Source organism: Methylorubrum sp. POS3, assembly GCF_043352485.1.
Lineage (GTDB): Bacteria > Pseudomonadota > Alphaproteobacteria > Rhizobiales > Beijerinckiaceae > Methylobacterium > Methylobacterium suomiense.
Window position 1 is genome coordinate 4,397,379 of sequence record NZ_JAPRBT010000001.1, and the last position, 16,544, is coordinate 4,413,922.

The following is a 16,544-nucleotide window of genomic DNA, read 5'->3' on the forward strand; positions in this document are numbered from 1 at the left end:
CGCCTGTCTGCACGACACCGGGGCGGTATGATGAGACCATTCGGTGATATTTACAGATAATTCGATCGGCTTGCGTCTAATTAACCTTATTCAGTGATCCCGCGCGTCTTCGGGAGGACGCCCGTCCGAAATCGTTGATCGCCGTTTCCGAGCGAAAAGCGATCTCCCAGGAGAATGGCGCGGCGTTCCTTTCTTCAGCGCGTCTCGTTTTGGGTCGCGCTGAACGCCAGCGCGTGCGCGAGCTGGCAGGCGCTGTCGAGCTGCGCTTCGAGCGCTTCCCGAACCAGGGTGAAATGCTGCTTGTCGACGGCATTCGCCGCACCGTCCGAAAGCTCCGCCAGGATCCGTGCGAACTCGCGTTCCAATTCATCGATGGCACGGGACGGCTCCGTACGGGAGCGATCGAGCGAATGCTGGACCGGCAGCATCGTCACGAGCTGCTGCGTGGCACTCAGTTCCGCGCTGATCGTCGCGAGTGCCGCTTCAAGCTCCTCGCTCATGTCGCCTCCCGATCCTCCGATCTCGCCCAGGCTCTCATGGTGGGCTCAGGGTGGCACCCTGCGCATCGCCGCATGAGCGTTGGCACCGCTTGTGGTGTGGAAGGCTTCTGGGCTAACCCTCCGGCCCCACCCCCTCCCCGGACCCGTCCGACGCCATGGTAGCCCAGAACCGCGACGCGGCTGCGCCGAAAGCCATTCTCGAGAGCCTCGCGGGCATCCGCGTGCTGGTGGTCGAGGCGCGCTATTACGAGGATATCGCCGACGAATTGCTGGCCGGTGCCCGCGCCGCGATCGAAGCGGTCGGCGCCGAGGCGCGGGTTTTCACCGTGCCGGGGGCGCTTGAGATTCCCGCTGCCATGGCGATCCTGCTCAAGGCTGGCGAGCGGCGCGGCGAGCCCTACGACGCGGCGGTGGCGCTCGGTTGCGTCATCCGGGGCGAGACGGGCCACTACGACATCGTCGCGGGTGAGAGCGCCCGTGCGCTGATGGATCTCTCCGTCGCGGAGCGGTTGCCGCTCGGCAACGGCATTCTCACCGTCGAGACCATGGAGCAGGCGCTTGTCCGCGCTCGAGTCTCGCAGATGAACAAGGGCGGCGGCGCGGCGGAGGCGGCCTTGAGCCTCGTCGCGATCAAGCGCGCCGCCAATCTGGAACCCACCCGATGAGTCAGCCCGCCGAGACCCCGGCCGTGCCGGAGGCCGCCAAGCCCGAGCCGAAGCCCGCTCCCCTGAGCCTTCGCAAGGGGGCCCGTCTCGCCGTCGTGCAGGCGCTCTACGAGATGGAGATCTCAGACAAGGGTGTGATCGAGGCCCTGGCCGAGTTCGAGGCGTTCTGGATCGGGCAGGAGGTCGACGGTGTCGTCCACCCGCCGGCCGAGACGGCCTTCTTCCGGGACGTCCTGCGCGGCGCGGTCGAGGAGCAGCGTGCCATCGATCCGAAGCTCGACGCTGCCCTGACCAAGGGCTGGCCGCTGCGCCGCCTCGAAGTGGTTCTGCGCGCGATTTTGCGGGCGGGCGCCTACGAGCTGATGTTCCGCCGCGACGTACCGGCCCGCGCGGCCATCTCCGAATATGTCGATGTCGCCCATAGCTTCTATTCCGGCGACGAGCCCGGCTTGGTCAACGCGGTGCTCGACCGGGTCGGCCGGGAGACGCGATCGACCGAGTTCGGCATCCCGGCCGCGCCGAAGAAGGCCTGACGCCGTCGTGGCGCGCGCGGGCGAGGACGCTCTGATCGCGCGTTACTTCGCACCGCTGAGCGGCCCCGGCGCGGAGGGATTGCGCGACGATGCGGCCAGCCTGACCCCCTCCCCCGGCCACGATCTCGTAGTGACCACCGACGCCGTCGTCGCCGGGGTGCATTATTTTCCCGACGATCCGCCGGGTTCGATCGCGATCAAGGCGCTCGGCGTCAATCTCTCGGATCTCGCCGCCAAGGGTGCCTCCCCCCGCGGCTTTCTGCTGACCTTAGCCTTGCCCGACGACTGGACCGAGGCGTGGCTCTGCGCCTTCGCGGAGGGGCTCGGTACGGCATCGCGCCATCACGCATGCCCGCTTCTCGGCGGCGATACCGTCCGATCCGGCGGACCGGCGCTGATCGGAATCACGGCGTTCGGCGAAGTCCCGGCGGGCTGCATGGTGCGTCGGCAGACGGCCTGGGCCGGCGACCGCCTCTGCGTGAGCGGCACCATCGGTGATGCGGCTCTGGGACTGGCGCTACGGCTTTCGACGGTGACGACGCCCGACGCCGTCGCTCTCGACGCTCTGCGCGATCGCTACCTGCATCCGCGGCCGCGCCTGTCCCTCGCCCCGCTTCTGAGGCGTCACGCCCGCGCCGCCATGGACGTGTCCGACGGTCTGGTCGGCGATCTCACGAAGATGCTGGCCGGGACGGGCCTCACCGCTCAGATCGAAGCCGCACGGGTGCCGCTGTCGTCGGCCGCACGGGCCGTGATCGGAGGCGATGCCGGACGCCTCACCATCGCGCTGACCGGTGGCGACGATTACGAGATTCTCTGCGCCGTGCCGCCGGAGAGGCTTGCGGCGTTTCTCCACCAGGCGGAGCAGGCCGGTGTGCGGGCGACTGAAATCGGGTCTGTGGAACCGGGTGAGGCGCCGCCGCGGGTGCTCGATGCGACCGGTGCAGCGATGACCTTCACGGCGGGATCGTTCAGCCATTTCTGAGCGCGACGGCTCGGGGTTCTCGCTCCAGCCCGTAAGGGGGCGCGGCCCCGCGGAGCCGCTGCCGATCAGTCCGTTATGCCGACCTGCCGGCGGCTCAGCGTCCAGACCCTTTCCTGCAGCACCTCGTCCCGGCTCATCGCCGATGATGCGATTGCGCGGCATCGCACGAAGTAGCGACCGTTCACGCTCGCGACCGCGGGTGAGGACGCGACATGGAGAGAAGTGCGGGCGCCCTTCTCCGGTGTGATTAATACGGGGCGGATCAAGCCCCAGGCGAGGCGCAGCAGCCCGTGTGTGTTGCCCGCGAAGCCGCTGGCCACGACACCGGGATGGACCGCATTGGCGGTGATCGTCGTCCCGCTCAGACGGCGCGCCAGGGCATAGGTGAACAGCACATTGCCAAGCTTGGCCTGACAGTAAGATCGCATCGCCGCGTAGCGCCGGGCACCGTCCAGATTGTCGAAATCGATGCGCCCGCGGGTATGGGCGGCCGAGGCGACATTGACGATCCGGGCCGCCGACGCGGCGGACAAGCAGGGCATCAGTTCGTGCGTCAGCAGCACGTAGGCCAGATGATCGAGCGCCCAGGTTCGTTCGAATCCGTCCGCCGTGACGTGGCGATCGGAAAAGATCGCGCCCGCGTTGTTCACGAGGATATTGAGGGCGGAGTAACGGCCTTTGACCTCCGTCGCGAGACGACGGATCGCTGCCTGCTCGGAAAGATCGGCAACGAACGCATCGGCCTGGGCGCCCGCTTCGCGGCGGATACGGGCAACCACGGCCTCGGTCCGGTCGGGATCGCGTCCGACGATCCCGACCCGCGCCCCGAGACGAGCGAGGCCGAGAGCTGTTTCGGCCCCGATGCCGGAGGTCGCGCCGGTGACGAGGGCGACGCGCCCGCGCAGAGCGGCGCTCACGGGGATCAGAACACCGCTTGGCCGACGGCGAGGGCGATGACCACGATGACGATCGCCAGGACGAGGAAGAGACCGAACAGGATGCGGGCGATCGAGCTGGCGCCGGAGGCGATGCCGGTAAAGCCGAGGGCACCGGCGACCAGCGAGATCACGAAGGCGATGAGGGCCCATTTCAGAAGGGTCATGACGCGAAACTCCGAAGCGTAAGCGTCGCGATAATCGTCGCAGAGCCTGCGGCGTTCCGTCCGCTGACGATTATCGTTCCGGCACGGTCGCGGCCCGCAATACCAACACCTCGGCCAACGCGTGATAAAGGCCGCCGCGGCATACCGACTTCGACACCGCATCGGCGATGAGCGCCGCCAGCATCAGCGGAATCATCATCGCGTGGTTCTGGGTCATCTCGGTGACGATGACGAAGGCCGTGATCGGGGCTTGGAGCACACCGGTCAGGTAGGCGACCATGCCGATCAGCACGAGCGCCCCGATCGGGACTTGGGGCAGCAGAAGGCCGGCCTCCGCACCGAGTCCTGCGCCCACGGCGAGGGACGGTGCGAACAGGCCGCCCGGGATCCCGCTGATCGAGGAGAGCAGCGTCGCCAGAAATTTGAGCGGCGCGAAATCAGCTTGGGCTTGGCTTTCGCCGTGCAGGATCGCCCGCGCCTCCTCGTAGCCGGTGCCGTAGATCGTGCCACCGGAGGCGAGCCCGCAGAGTGCGACGCCGAGTCCGCAGAGGGTGGCGAAGGCAATTGGGTATCGGGCGATTCCAGCCCCGATCCTGCCTGGAAGGCCGCGGGCGACGGCAATGACGGTGCGGCTGAACAATCCGCCGAGCAATCCCCCTGCCCCACCGACGAGCGGCACGGCGAGCCAGCCGGTGGCCAGCGAGAGCTTCGCCTCGCTCGTCCCGAAATACGTATAGTCGCCCAGGATCGCCAAGGAAGTCAGGCCGGCGGTCACGATGGCGGCGACGATGAGCCCGCTGCCGCGGCTGTCATAGGCGCGACCCAATTCCTCGATCGCGAAGACGATGCCGGCGAGCGGGGTATTGAACGCTGCCGACACGCCGGCTGCGCCGCCCGCGAGCAACAGGACGCGCGCCCGTTCCGGGCTGAGCCGCCCGAAGGCCGCCATGATCGCCGCCCCAACCTGCACGGTCGGCCCCTCTCGACCGATCGATGCGCCGCACAGCAGACCCATCACCATCACGGTCACCTTGCCGGCCGCGACCTTGAGCGAGACCAGGGCGTGGCGGGCCTCCGGATCATCGAGGGCGCGGGCGGCGATGACTTGTGGGATGCCGGATCCCTGCGAGTTGGGGAAAACCGCCCGCGCCAGCCAAGCCGCCAAACCGAAGCCTGCCGGGCAGATGATCAGGGCGAGCCATGGGGACAGGTCGAGAAGGCCGTGGAATCCCGCCTGAGCGGCATCCGCGGCCCAGGCCATCAAGACGGCGGCAAGCCCGACGCTGATGCCTCCCGCCAAGAACAGAGCGCGACGGCGCCAGATGGTCCAGACATCCGCCGGGGGCCTGCGCAGGCGGCGGAGGGCGGAACGCAGGGCGGAGGGACGCAGCACCATCGAGATCCGGTATCAGGAACACGTCACTTTCTGGTTCGCGGCGATCTTGCCGTGCTGCGTCATCCACCGCCATGCTTCGGTACGCGAAAAGGGGATGGATGCGTCGCGGACTCACAGCCCATCTCTTGCGGTGCAGCAAATGGTCCCGGTTGCGGGACGCGGTCCGATCTGCGTGAGTAGGCGCTGCGCTTCCGAGATGGACCCGCGAGCGAACGGGTCGGCAATGCGATGTACGAGCAACAACCGGGAGACGGCATGTCGCGGCTGACGACGGTTCCGATGAGCGCAGTTCTCCTCGGTATTGCCGGACTGATTCCCTTCATCGGTTTTTCGGCCCTCGCCGTCAGTGGGTCCGACGGCGGGCTCGGTACGATCGGCCTTTCGCCGCGCACGATCCTGTCGGCCTACGGAGCCGTGATCGCGTCGTTTCTCGGCGGTATCCGTTGGGGGGTCGCCGCGGCCCGCGGCGCCGGTTGGCCGGACTATCTTCTGGCGATCGTCCCGTCCCTCCTGGCCTGGGCGGCCCTGGCTGCCCCCAGCCCTTGGGACCTGCGCATGCTCGGCGCGCTGGTGCTGCTCTGGGGCTTCGTCGACCAGGATCTCGCCCGCCGAGGAATGGTGCCGAACTGGATGAGCCGGTTGCGCTTGGCGCTTTCCGGCGTGGCCGGAGCGGCGTTGCTCGTGGCGGCGTGACGGCGGTCTGCGGAATGCAAGACGACCGCAAGCGTTCAAAGAAAAACCCCCGGCCTGACCCAAGTTCGGGTCCGCCGAGGGCTCCATCAATCAAATTACGTCGCGGAGATCGGACCGCGGCGGCACTTGATCAGGTGTACTTAAAGCGTCGGCGAGCGGCCGCGCATCAGGCCGATCACGGCAGAGATGGCGAACAACACGATCGCGACGAAGAACACGAGCTTCGCGGCTTCCATGGCAGTGCCGGCAATGCCGCCGAATCCCAGCAGGGCGGCAACCAGGGCGACTACGAGGAATGTAACGGCCCAACCGAGCATTTTAGATTTCCTTCCAAGAACTGGCGCGGCATCTGCAGCAGCCTCATGACCGCAATAACGTCAAGGTTTCGCCATCAGTTCCTTTTGACGGTGCGGGTTCCGTCTCCGCCCACACGATTTTCTGGGGCCACGTCGGTACCCGGCGGTTGAGGGCTGCGGCGGAATGCCGGGCGGAACCGGGTGGCGTGACGGGCCGTTCGTCACCAAGTATTTGTCGATGGCCCTCAGGGGCGATGGCCCTCAAGGATTTCCGAAGGAGGCGTTCGGCGTGCCTGCACAGACCAAGCCGGGATCTCTCAAGTCCGCTCTCGCGAAAGCCGTGCATGCCGCCATTGAGCGGCTCTCGTCTCTCACGCCACAGCCGGTACTTCAGCCGATCCCCGTACGCGTCAAGACCGGCCGGCGGCGTTGAATCGGCCGACGTCGGGCACGGAGATCTGAGGCGCCGCCCCATCGAGCGGCGTTTCGTATTCAAGGGTCATCATCCACATCCGATTGTCTTCGATGTCGAGTGGATCGGTCGTGCAGCGATCCCGTTAGCTGTGCCGGAACAAGAGCTTGGCCCTGGCGCGTTGTGTGGGTTTCACCGATACGATCTCTCGGGCGGAAAACTCGGTGATTTCCCGCAATTGTCCCTCATGCGCGGGCGTTCATAGCTGCCCCGGCGCGTGAAGATTTGCCTCCGACGCGCGGTATCGGGAGCGGGACAGACATGGCTTTCGGCAAACGTGCGCCCGGAGCGTGGGGCCGGACGCCTTCCCGTTCGCGGCTCCCGAGCAGACTCCGTCTTGTGTCCAGACGCGCCGTGTTCGGTCTCGCGTTGGGGATGATCGGCTTAGGCGCAACGACCTCGTTGGTGCGGGCCTCCGAGCGCAGTCTTTTGACCGAGATGTTCGATGCGTTGTTCGGAGCACCGAAGACGCCGACCCCCGTGGCTGCGGCGCCCGTTACGATCTCGCCCAAAGCACAGCGGCGTTACGCGTCGTTACCCGATGCCCGGACGCTTCGGACCGGACCCTCGCTCGCGCAACCGACTCAGCGTGTTCGTGCCCGCACGCCGCGCCCGGCGCTGACCGCAGCGACCCATGGGTTCGGCCCCCCGGCGCTGAAAGGCACGCAGACGGTCTGCGTGCGCCTCTGCGATGGCCTCCCTTTCCCTGTCGGTCGGCTTCGTGACGCTGCCGACCTGCCGATCCACCAAGCGGCCTGTGCCGCCGCTTGTCCCGGCGCCCGTACGGAGCTCTTCACCCTGGCCTCGGGCCGGGCCGATTACGAACAGGCCGTCAGTCTGACTGGCCAATCGTATCGCTTGGCCGCTTACGCGGGTCTCTACCGGCGCACCCGCGTGGCCGAATGCGCCTGCCGCCCCGCCGCCGCATCGGGCAGCCTGCTTGGTCCGGGCGACGATCGTACCGTGCGGGAAGGGGACGTGTTCGCCACCGAGGACAGCGCCGATGTCGTGACGGCCCTCACCCCGAACGGTCCGGTTTTGACCGATTACCGCGAGGCGGAGATCGCCGAGAAGCGGCGTCGCTCGATCGAAGGGCGGGTCGGCGCGATCCGCCGGAATGCCGAGGCCGCCGCTTTCCGACAGGTCCTGCGGCTTGCCGATCAGCGCGCCCACCGAATCCAGATCGCCGAGGTTCGGATCGACCGTTCCGGCGCGGATGGATATGTCACCGGCTTCTCGGAACTGCCCGGAGCGGGCACAGGCTTCACATCGGTGCGGGTGGTCGCCCCCTCTCCGTACGGGCAGTGAAAGTATCGCATTTGGCGAATGCCGCCGGCTATCGTAGGCGGCATCTCCGAGTCCCCGCGATCCGAATCTCGCCGAAGCCCCTGATGAGCCGACACGACGAAGAGGCGCCGGACGCGTCCGCCCCCTCCCCCGGCTTCGATGCCGCCCTGCCCGCCGCCGGGCAGATGGAATCGGTGAGCCCGCTGGTGCGACGGCGGATTTGTCCCAATGGCGGCCCGTTCACGGCCAGCGGGACCTGCAGCTACGTGGTCGGACGGGGTCGTGTTGCGGTGATCGATCCGGGACCGGCCGATCCCGGAACCATCGCGGCATTGCTCGCCGATCTCGGTCCCGAGCGGGTCGACGTCATCGTCGTCACCCATACCCACCGCGACCATTCTCCGGGGGCACGCCTGCTCCAGGCGTCGACCGGCGCGCCGATCATCGGCTGCGGACCTCACCGTGCGGCGCGGGACTTGGCGGAGAACGAGTTGCCGATGCTCGACGCCAGCGCCGACCGGGATCATCGCCCGGATCGCGAATTGGCGGACGGCGAGAGCTACGAGGGCGACGGCTGGACACTGACGTCGATCGCGACCCCCGGCCATACCATGAACCATCTCGCCTTCGCTCTGCCGCAAGAGCGAGCGTTGTTCTCCGGCGACCATGTGATGGCGTGGTCGACCTCGATCGTCGCGCCGCCGGATGGCTCGATGCGCGCCTACATGGCGTCGCTGGATCGCCTGCGCGCGCGCGACGAGGTGATCTACTGGCCCGGCCATGGCGGGCCGGTCCGGGATCCGCGCCGGTTCGTTCGTGGCCTCGCGGCCCATCGGCGCCAGCGGGAGGCGGCGATCCGGGCACGACTGGCTGCGGGCGACGAGGACATCCGCACCATCGTCGGGGCGATCTATCAGGGACTCAGCCCCAAGCTGCTGGGCGCAGCCGGGCTCTCGGTCTTCGCCCATCTCGAGGATTTGGTGGAGCGCGGCTTGGTGGTCACCGACGGGGCACCGCTCATCGATGGCCGTTTCCGGCCCGCCTGACCTATTTGAGCGCGATGGCGAGGTTGGCGACCTCATCCAGGTAGGAGCGGATGCGATCGGCGTTATCGCCGAGATCGCGCGTTCCGATCCGCGAGGCCGAGCGCACGTCGATCCGCGCGCCGTCCGCCCGCGGATGCACCCGGACGGTGATGTCGGCGGCCAAGTTGAGCAGGCGGGAGCGGGCTACGGCCTCGATCCGGCCATTGCCCATGCGGCCGCCGGGGCGGATCGCCTCGACGATCTGCCACTTCCGATTCACCGCCGCTTTGCGCGCCAGTTCGAAGGCCTGATCCGCCTCGACGTCGAGTGTCAGCGGTGCGATCTGCGGATAGGCCGCCCGCTGCAGCTCCCTGGCCTTTGCTCCGGGATCGGGCGGATAGCGGCCCTCGCGCGCCGCGAAGGCTTGGCGCGAGCGGGAGAAGCTGGGCGGACGCTCGGTGTCGGTCGAGACGTCGGTGATCGCCGGCAGGCGCACACCCTTGAGGGCCGCGTAGGCCGGGTAGGCCAGCACGAGGCTCGCGACGAACAGCCCACCCAGCGCCGCGCCGAGGCCGCCCGCGCCCTCCCGCCACACCCGCACGAAGGCGAACAGGGCGAAGGCGACCGCCAGGAGCGAGAGAGCCACGCCGCTGCCGAGAACGGCGAGGGCCGGCATCGCGTCGGCGGACGGGCTGCGCACGATCAGCACGGCCATGCCGGTGACCAGAAACGAGAAGATCGCGAGCGTGCGGGCGTAGCGCCCCGCGCGCGTCACCGGTTCGTCGAGGATGTGACGGCGCATCGCCGGGAGCGTGACCTTGGATCAGGAGGCGGTGGTCGAAGTCGACTTGTATCGCCTGGGGGCGGACCGCGCCACTCGGCTGCCCGCCGGACTTCGCTCTGCTATAGCTTGACGCAGCATGTCGCAGCCCCCCCGTCCCGAGCCGAGCGGCGAGCCCGATCCGCTGCGCGTCTGGTTTCGCTTCATCCGCCTCGGCCGTCGCGTCACCGCGGCGGTCGCGGCGGAGTTGCGTGAGACCGGTCTTTCTATTCCGCAATTCGACGTGCTCTCAACCTTGTCCGAGCGGGAGGGTCTGACCCAGCAGGAACTGGCCGGACGGCTCTACGTGACGAAGGGCAATGTCTCCGGCCTGATCGATCGTCTGGTCGAAGCCGGCCTCGTCGAGCGAAGGCCGATACCGGGTGACCGGCGCTCGCACGCCCTCCACCTGACGCCTGCCGGCGCCGCTCTCGCCACCCGCGGCATCGAAGCGCAGGCGGCTTACGTGGCGCGAACCCTGGGGCAATTCACGGGGCGGGAACTCGAGAGCTTCGAGGCTCTGGTCCTGAAATGGCGGGCCTTGGCACGTGCCGATGCCGAGGGGCCGGACAAACAAAAACAGACGCCGGGGGCGCCTGTCGAAGATCACTGACGTTTCTGGTTATCGTCGACCGGGGTGGCACGGCGCGTCGCGCGCGCTGCGCGCCCCCCTGCCGGATCAGGCTTCGCCGGTGCGGCCGGTCGATTGTCCGCCCTTGCGGCCAGCCGACGAAGCGAGTTCGCGGTCCTGCGAGAAAGACCGCTTCTCCGCCGGGACGGAACGGCCGCCCTTGCTGGCGATCTCGCGCTGACGCTCGATGTTCATCGACGCGAAACCTCGCTTCGAGGTCGAGTTTCCAGTTGCCATTGACGCCTCCTCAGGCTCGATTCTTCACACGTTTCTCAACCTTCAGCGCAATCGATGGTTCCTTGGCCGTATCGATCACGGTCGAGTGCGAAACCCCAGTCCAGTCCAGACGTTACGAGCGCTGAGACAAGGATTTGCGCAGACTTGTGAACAGGCCTTGCACAGGCCCCATCACCTCCGGAGGACACCGGAAATGACCAATCGGAATATGGTAAAGCCTGACGCTGCGGCCAAGCCCTCGCGGGCGCAACAGGTACCCTCGACACCGAGGCCGGCCCCGGAAGACAGCTGCACCCCGACGACGCGCGAGGAGCCGATCGACTCGCCCCAGCCCAATGCCAGCGCCAAGCGCGAGCCGCCCGCGCCGGGTGAGATCGGGCTCGCCACGAAACGGCGCGACTAGGGTGTGCGGGAGCGTCGGCTTTGACAGGGTCTGCGCACGCGTCTAGGCGCGGCGCTTTCCTACGCCGCTTCTGGCGGCGGATCGGAGGAAGCAATGACCCTCGACAACGAGGTGACGTCGCTGCGGCAGGTTCCGCTGTTCCGCGAGGTCGAGACCGCGCGCCTCAAGCTCCTCGCCTTCACCAGCGAGCGGGTGCATTTCGAAGAGGGACAGCTCGTCTTCGCACGGGGCGAGGCGGCGGACGCCGCCTATCTCATCCTCGAAGGGGGTGCGGCTGTGACGATCGACGGCCCGCACGGACCGGTCCCGCTCGCCCTTCTCGGCGCCAATGCGCTGGTGGGCGAGATGGGCATCCTGGCCGATCAGCCCCGTTCCGCCACGGTCACCGCGAACAGCGCGACGACCGCCCTGCGCATCGACCGCGACGTGTTTCTCGAGTTGCTCGCCCAGTTCCCCCAGATCGGCATCGCGGTGATGCGGGATTTGGCGTTGCGCCTGGAACAGACCAATCAGCGGCTGGCCGAGCGCGGCGGCGGCTAGGCGCCGAGCCGCTCACGGCGTCGGGTAGGTGATGAACTCCATCAGCGACCCGTCGGGATCGCGGAAATACACGCTGATGCCGGCCCCCGCCGCCCCCTGGCGCTCGACCGGCCCGAGTTCGACCGCCACGCCTTGGGCGGCCAGATGCGCCATCGCCTCCTCGATCGATCCCGACCAACGGAAGCACAGATCGCTGCCGCCGGGCATGACCGGCTTCTCCGCCCGCGGCGTTCCGATCTGGCCGGGGCCGTGCACGTTGAGCTGCACGCCGCCGAAGCGGAAGGCGACGCCCTTTCCCGCAGGGATCACCTCCGCGCCGAGGACGTCGCGGTAGAAAGCGGTCGCGCGTTCCCAGTCGGAGACGTGGATGACGCAGTGATCGAGATGGATCGCGGGTGCGAGGGCGAGGGCGTCGGCTGGAGCATCCTCGACGGTCAGGGTCTCGGTTTCGGGCATCACGCGCAACTCCGGGAAGCGATCGGCCATCAAGATAATGCGAGGCCGTCCCTCGGCGAGGCGCCCGGTTGGGCGCGTTCCCGCCGCCATGCGGCCCGGAGGTCACACCCGAACGGCCCGGCTGGGGCTAGTCATGAAACATGACGTTTCCTCGACGCCCGTTCCCCGGTGCCCGCAACGGAGTGGCCATGACCGCCCGCCTGTCCACCTGCCGGACCCTGCTCGCCGCCCTCTGCCTCCTGCCGCTCGCGGCCTGCAAATCCACGGGCCCCGGCTCGATGGCGGCCCTGGACGACGAATCCGCTTGGTATATCGGCACCATGCCGGACAAGCCGCACGACGTGCCGCTGGTCGATACCTCCCGGCTCGATCCGAAATACCGCCGCCAGGAGGTCGCCTATGCCGGCCCCGAGGCGCCGGGCACCATCGTGGTGGATATCGACAAGCGCCAGCTCGCCCTGGTGCAGGAGGGGGGGCGTGCGATCCAGTACGGGGTCGGCGTCGGCAAGCTCGGCTTCTCGTGGAAGGGGGAGGCGCGCGTGGCCCGCAAGGGGGTGTGGCCCGACTGGACGCCGACCACCACCATGGTGTCGCTCAATCCCGACATCGACCGCTCTCGCAAGGGCGGCGTCGACAATCCGTTGGGTGCCCGCGCCCTGTATCTCTACCAGGGCAGCCGCGACACGCTGTTCCGCATCCACGGCACCAACGAGCCCTGGAGCATCGGTGAACAGATGTCGTCCGGCTGCGTCCGCATGCTCAACGAGGACATCGTCGATCTCTACGAGCGGGTGCCGGTGGGGACACGGGTGCTGGTGAAGCGCGGCGGCAAGTACCGCGCGTGATCGGCCTTACGACCAGCGAAGGATGCCCATGACGATCACGATCTCCCACCTTCAGCCCATCATCGCCATCGTGGCCGGCGTGCTGATCCTGATCGCGCCGCGGCTCCTGAACTACATCGTGGCGATCTACCTGATCGCGGTCGGGTTGATCGGGCTCGGCGTGCTGAAGTCCTTCACCTGACCCGCCGGTCTTGCCTCTGACAGACGGCTCTCTTCGTCACCAGCGTCTGTGCGCAGTGCAAAGCTTCTTCTTGCGCTGCGGGATCAGATGCGCCACGCCCGCGGGAACGATGCGTTAGAATGCTTCTCGGGCGCCCCGTTGGCGGCCTTCATGTTCTGTTCGGGCGATATGAGCCAGACGGAACGAGAATTGGAAGAGCGTTCGCGCCATCCGTCGAGCGGAGAGCCTGATGACGAAATGGGTCTATTCCTTCGGTGACGGCAAGGCCGAGGGCGAGGCGTCGATGCGCAACCTCCTCGGCGGCAAGGGTGCCAACCTCGCCGAGATGTCGAACCTCGGCCTGCCGGTGCCGCCCGGCTTCACCATCACGACGGAAGTCTGCACCTACTACTATCAGCACGGTGAGACCTATCCGTCGGAACTCGCCGAGGAGGTGAAGGCCGCGCTCGAGAAGGTCGGTGCCCTCACCGGCCGCCGCTTCGGCGATGCCGAGAAGCCGCTCCTCGTCTCGGTCCGCTCGGGCGCACGCGCCTCGATGCCGGGCATGATGGACACGGTGCTGAATCTCGGCCTCAACGATGAGACCGTCGAGGCCCTGGCCAAGGACGCCGACGACGAGCGCTTCGCATACGATTCCTACCGTCGCTTCATCACGATGTACTCGAACGTCGTGCTCGGCGTGGAGCACCACGCCTTCGAGGAGGCCCTGGAGCATTACAAGGACAGCAAGAATCTCAGCCTCGACACCGAGCTGAAGGCCGACGATTGGAAGCACCTGATCGGCGTCTACAAGAAGATCGTCCGCGACGAGCACGGTTCGGATTTCCCGCAGAAGCCCGAGGACCAGCTCTGGGGCGCCATCGGCGCCGTGTTCGATTCGTGGATGATTCCGCGCGCCAAGAAGTACCGCGAGCTGAACAGCATCCCGGAGAGCTGGGGCACGGCGGTGAACGTTCAGGCCATGGTGTTCGGCAACATGGGCGACACCTCGGCGACCGGCGTTGCCTTCACCCGCAACCCCTCCACCGGCGAGAGCGCGCTCTACGGCGAGTTCCTGATCAACGCGCAGGGCGAAGACGTGGTGGCGGGCATCCGCACCCCGCAGGACATCACCGAGAAGGCCCGCATCGAGGCCAACTCGGACAAGCCTTCGATGGAGAAGGCGATGCCCGAGAGCTTCGCGGAACTGACCCGCATCTACGGCGTGCTGGAGAAGCACTACCGTGACATGCAGGACATGGAGTTCACCATCGAGCGTGGCAAGCTCTGGATGCTCCAGACCCGCAACGGCAAGCGCACCGCTAAGGCGGCTCTGCGCATCGCCGTCGAACTCGCGGGCGAGGGTCTGATCTCCAAGGACGAGGCGATCAAGCGTATCGAGCCCGGTGCCCTCGATCAGCTGCTCCACCCCACCATCGACCCGGATGCCGAGCGCAAGGTGATCGCCACGGGTCTCCCCGCCTCGCCGGGTGCGGCGGTCGGTGAGATCGTGTTTAACTCCGAAGCTGCCGAGGCCGCCCGCAAGGCCGAGCGCAAGTCGATCCTCGTGCGCATCGAGACCTCGCCGGAGGATATCCACGGCATGCACGCCGCCGAGGGCATCCTGACGACGCGCGGCGGCATGACCAGCCACGCGGCGGTCGTCGCCCGCGGCATGGGCAAGCCCTGCGTTTCCGGCGTCGGCTCGATCCGCATCGACTACAAGGCGCAGACCATGACGGTCGGCGGCGTCACCCTGAAGGCGGGCGACGTCATCACCATCGACGGCTCGACCGGTCAGGTGATCCACGGCGAGGTCAAGATGCTCCAGCCGGAGCTGTCGGGCGACTTCGCCGCGCTGATGGAATGGGCCGACGCGGTCCGCACCATGAAGGTGCGGACCAATGCCGACACCCCCGCCGATGCCCGGGCCGCCCGCAAGTTCGGCGCGGAAGGGATCGGCCTGTGCCGCACCGAGCACATGTTCTTCGAGGGCGACCGCATCGTCGCGGTGCGCGAGATGATCCTGGCCGACGATGCGGAGGGCCGCCGCGCCGCCTTGGCGAAGCTCCTTCCCTATCAGCGCCAGGACTTTGTCGAGCTGTTCACGATCATGTCGGGCCTGCCCGTCACGATCCGCCTGCTCGACCCGCCGCTGCACGAGTTCCTGCCGCATACAGACGAGGAGGTGCAGGAGGTCGTGGCCGCGACGGGCGTGAGCGAGGACAAGATCCGCCACCGCACTCGCGAATTGTCCGAGCACAACCCGATGCTCGGGTTCCGCGGCTGTCGCTTGGCCATCGCCTTCCCGGAGATCGCCGAGATGCAGGCCCGCGCCATCTTCGAGGCCGCGGTGCAGGCTGCCAAGGATACCGGCGCCCCGGTGACCCCGGAGGTCATGGTTCCCCTGGTCTTCACCCGGATGGAGTTCGACATCGTCAAATCGCGCATCGACGCGATGGCAAAGGCGGTGGCCGAGGAGACGGGCGCGACCTTCGAGTATCAGGTCGGCACGATGATCGAGCTGCCGCGGGCGGCGCTAAAGGCCGGCGAGATCGCGGAGACGGCGGAGTTCTTCTCCTTCGGCACCAACGATCTGACCCAAACGGCCCTCGGCATCTCCCGCGACGACGCCGCGACCTTCCTCGGGCCCTACACCCAGAAGGGAATCCTCGCCGTCGACCCGTTCGTATCGATCGACCGGGAAGGCGTGGGTGAACTCGTGAAGATCGCGACGGAGCGCGGCCGCGCGCAGCGTCCGAACATCAAGCTCGGCATCTGCGGCGAGCACGGCGGCGATCCGGCCTCGATCGGCTTCTGCCAGGAAGTCGGCCTCGACTACGTGTCCTGCTCGCCCTTCCGCGTTCCGATCGCCCGCCTCGCCGCGGCGCAGTCGGCGCTCGGCAAGACCGAGTAAAAGGCTCGGCGTCCCGGAGTGGAGCCTCCGGGACGCCTTTGCCGGCTCAGGGACACGAAGCTACGCAATATTTTTGCGGATGACGGCGTGAACCCGTGTCGTGCTGGCGCGTTCAATGCTAGCGGGAGTCTACGCGCGGGAGCGCCGGCCTTTCGTTTGGTCCGGGTCCTCGCGGGACTTGCCACATGCCCCATCCCGATTCCCCCATCGCCCTTCTCGACGCGCGCACCGTTGCGCCGTCCCCGCGGGCCATGCAGCACGCCTTCCTCTGGATCTTGGCGAGCCTCGTCACCGCTTCAGGGCTGCTCGGGCTCGGTTTCGCGTTGGCGGACCGCAGCGAGCGCCAGGCCGGACGGATGATCGTCGAAGCCCAGGGGCAGGTCGGTTACCTGACGATCGTCGTCGGCGGCTTTGCCGCGCGGCACGGACAGCCGTCCCGCTGACAGGTTCTCCTCGGATCGCGGCCGGGACTTAACCGTCCGGCAACCACGTTCGCGATTAAACTGACGCTGATGGGGAACGGTGATTGCTGCGTGCGCTACGCTGCGATCCCCGGGCCTGGCATGAGCGTGGGATGTCGG

The 16,544-nt window shown here is 67.6% G+C and carries 21 protein-coding genes; 13 read left to right on the forward strand and 8 right to left on the reverse strand.

The annotated features are described in order from the left end of the window. Positions 1-194 precede the first annotated feature (194 nt). Positions 195-500: a hypothetical protein gene (locus OWC43_RS20360; protein WP_393958063.1), complete on the reverse strand. Its 306-nt coding sequence runs from the start codon at positions 498-500 to the stop codon at positions 195-197. Between the two features lie 155 nt (positions 501-655). Here OWC43_RS20360 and ribH point away from each other — a divergent pair, with 155 nt between their 5' ends. Genes ribH through thiL form a run of 3 tightly spaced genes read left to right on the forward strand, consistent with a single transcriptional unit; the run spans position 656 to position 2,683 of the window. After that, complete coding sequence (ribH, locus tag OWC43_RS20365) at positions 656-1,165, forward strand: 6,7-dimethyl-8-ribityllumazine synthase (protein ID WP_393958064.1); 510 nt, start codon at positions 656-658, stop codon at positions 1,163-1,165. After that, positions 1,162-1,698, forward strand: coding sequence for a transcription antitermination factor NusB (gene nusB, locus OWC43_RS20370; RefSeq protein ID WP_393958065.1), 537 nt, complete (start codon positions 1,162-1,164; stop codon positions 1,696-1,698). Before ribH ends, nusB begins: the two co-directional genes overlap by 4 nt. A gap of 7 nt (positions 1,699-1,705) precedes the next feature. Then, positions 1,706-2,683 carry a thiamine-phosphate kinase gene (gene thiL, locus OWC43_RS20375; protein ID WP_393958066.1) on the forward strand — a complete coding sequence of 326 codons (978 nt, stop codon included), beginning with the start codon at positions 1,706-1,708 and terminating at the stop codon, positions 2,681-2,683. Between the two features lie 65 nt (positions 2,684-2,748). On the opposite strand, the gene OWC43_RS20380 is transcribed toward thiL, so the two are convergent. The 3 genes from OWC43_RS20380 to OWC43_RS20390 all read right to left on the reverse strand — a co-directional run bounded on the left by OWC43_RS20380 (position 2,749) and on the right by OWC43_RS20390 (position 5,181). Next, positions 2,749-3,588, reverse strand: a complete 840-nt coding sequence (locus OWC43_RS20380) for an SDR family oxidoreductase (RefSeq protein WP_393958606.1) — start codon at positions 3,586-3,588, stop codon at positions 2,749-2,751. Positions 3,589-3,605: 17 nt separating this feature from the next. Next, positions 3,606-3,785: a DUF1328 domain-containing protein gene (locus OWC43_RS20385; protein WP_137830089.1), complete on the reverse strand. Its 180-nt coding sequence runs from the start codon at positions 3,783-3,785 to the stop codon at positions 3,606-3,608. Positions 3,786-3,855: 70 nt separating this feature from the next. Next, the gene (locus tag OWC43_RS20390; protein WP_393958067.1) at positions 3,856-5,181 is read right to left on the reverse strand and encodes a chloride channel protein; all 1,326 of its coding nucleotides are present in this window, start codon (positions 5,179-5,181) and stop codon (positions 3,856-3,858) included. Between the two features lie 255 nt (positions 5,182-5,436). Here OWC43_RS20390 and OWC43_RS20395 point away from each other — a divergent pair, with 255 nt between their 5' ends. Further along, complete coding sequence (locus OWC43_RS20395; RefSeq protein ID WP_137830087.1) at positions 5,437-5,874, forward strand: DUF3429 domain-containing protein; 438 nt, start codon at positions 5,437-5,439, stop codon at positions 5,872-5,874. 140 nt (positions 5,875-6,014) lie between these two features. Here OWC43_RS20395 and OWC43_RS20400 read toward each other — a convergent pair whose 3' ends face one another. After that, entirely contained in the window at positions 6,015-6,191 is a 177-nt protein-coding gene (locus tag OWC43_RS20400) for a DUF1328 domain-containing protein (protein ID WP_003599466.1), read from the reverse strand. A gap of 889 nt (positions 6,192-7,080) precedes the next feature. Here OWC43_RS20400 and OWC43_RS20405 point away from each other — a divergent pair. Both OWC43_RS20405 and OWC43_RS20410 read left to right on the forward strand, forming a co-directional pair. Next, positions 7,081-7,950: a DUF2865 domain-containing protein gene (locus OWC43_RS20405; RefSeq protein WP_393958607.1), complete on the forward strand. Its 870-nt coding sequence runs from the start codon at positions 7,081-7,083 to the stop codon at positions 7,948-7,950. Positions 7,951-8,033: 83 nt separating this feature from the next. Then, complete coding sequence (locus tag OWC43_RS20410; protein WP_393958068.1) at positions 8,034-8,975, forward strand: MBL fold metallo-hydrolase; 942 nt, start codon at positions 8,034-8,036, stop codon at positions 8,973-8,975. A gap of 1 nt (position 8,976) precedes the next feature. Here OWC43_RS20410 and OWC43_RS20415 read toward each other — a convergent pair whose 3' ends face one another. Then, entirely contained in the window at positions 8,977-9,756 is a 780-nt protein-coding gene (locus tag OWC43_RS20415) for a DUF1499 domain-containing protein (protein ID WP_137830084.1), read from the reverse strand. 118 nt (positions 9,757-9,874) lie between these two features. On the opposite strand from OWC43_RS20415, the gene OWC43_RS20420 reads away from it, so the two are divergent. Then, positions 9,875-10,387, forward strand: a complete 513-nt coding sequence (locus tag OWC43_RS20420) for a MarR family winged helix-turn-helix transcriptional regulator (protein ID WP_393958069.1) — start codon at positions 9,875-9,877, stop codon at positions 10,385-10,387. A gap of 66 nt (positions 10,388-10,453) precedes the next feature. Here OWC43_RS20420 and OWC43_RS20425 read toward each other — a convergent pair whose 3' ends face one another. After that, positions 10,454-10,642, reverse strand: coding sequence for a general stress protein (locus OWC43_RS20425; protein WP_091950803.1), 189 nt, complete (start codon positions 10,640-10,642; stop codon positions 10,454-10,456). Between the two features lie 208 nt (positions 10,643-10,850). Here OWC43_RS20425 and OWC43_RS20430 point away from each other — a divergent pair, with 208 nt between their 5' ends. Next, entirely contained in the window at positions 10,851-11,045 is a 195-nt protein-coding gene (locus OWC43_RS20430) for a hypothetical protein (RefSeq protein WP_393958070.1), read from the forward strand. 93 nt (positions 11,046-11,138) lie between these two features. Beyond that, positions 11,139-11,585: a Crp/Fnr family transcriptional regulator gene (locus tag OWC43_RS20435; protein WP_137830081.1), complete on the forward strand. Its 447-nt coding sequence runs from the start codon at positions 11,139-11,141 to the stop codon at positions 11,583-11,585. 12 nt (positions 11,586-11,597) lie between these two features. On the opposite strand, the gene OWC43_RS20440 is transcribed toward OWC43_RS20435, so the two are convergent. Continuing rightward, a complete protein-coding gene (locus OWC43_RS20440) occupies positions 11,598-12,041 on the reverse strand; it encodes a VOC family protein (RefSeq protein ID WP_393958071.1) in 444 nt (147 codons plus the stop codon). A gap of 188 nt (positions 12,042-12,229) precedes the next feature. On the opposite strand from OWC43_RS20440, the gene OWC43_RS20445 reads away from it, so the two are divergent. The 4 genes from OWC43_RS20445 (at position 12,230) to OWC43_RS20460 (ending at position 16,406) form a co-directional block, all read left to right on the forward strand. Next, positions 12,230-12,886, forward strand: a complete 657-nt coding sequence (locus OWC43_RS20445; protein WP_393958072.1) for a L,D-transpeptidase — start codon at positions 12,230-12,232, stop codon at positions 12,884-12,886. Positions 12,887-12,914: 28 nt separating this feature from the next. Next, entirely contained in the window at positions 12,915-13,067 is a 153-nt protein-coding gene (locus OWC43_RS20450; protein ID WP_393958073.1) for a DUF3096 domain-containing protein, read from the forward strand. A gap of 229 nt (positions 13,068-13,296) precedes the next feature. Continuing rightward, positions 13,297-15,963 (forward strand): pyruvate, phosphate dikinase, encoded by a 2,667-nt coding sequence (gene ppdK / locus OWC43_RS20455; protein ID WP_393958074.1) that lies wholly within the window; start codon positions 13,297-13,299, stop codon positions 15,961-15,963. 185 nt (positions 15,964-16,148) lie between these two features. Next, positions 16,149-16,406, forward strand: coding sequence for a hypothetical protein (locus OWC43_RS20460; protein WP_393958075.1), 258 nt, complete (start codon positions 16,149-16,151; stop codon positions 16,404-16,406). The last annotated feature ends 138 nt before the right edge of the window (positions 16,407-16,544 follow it).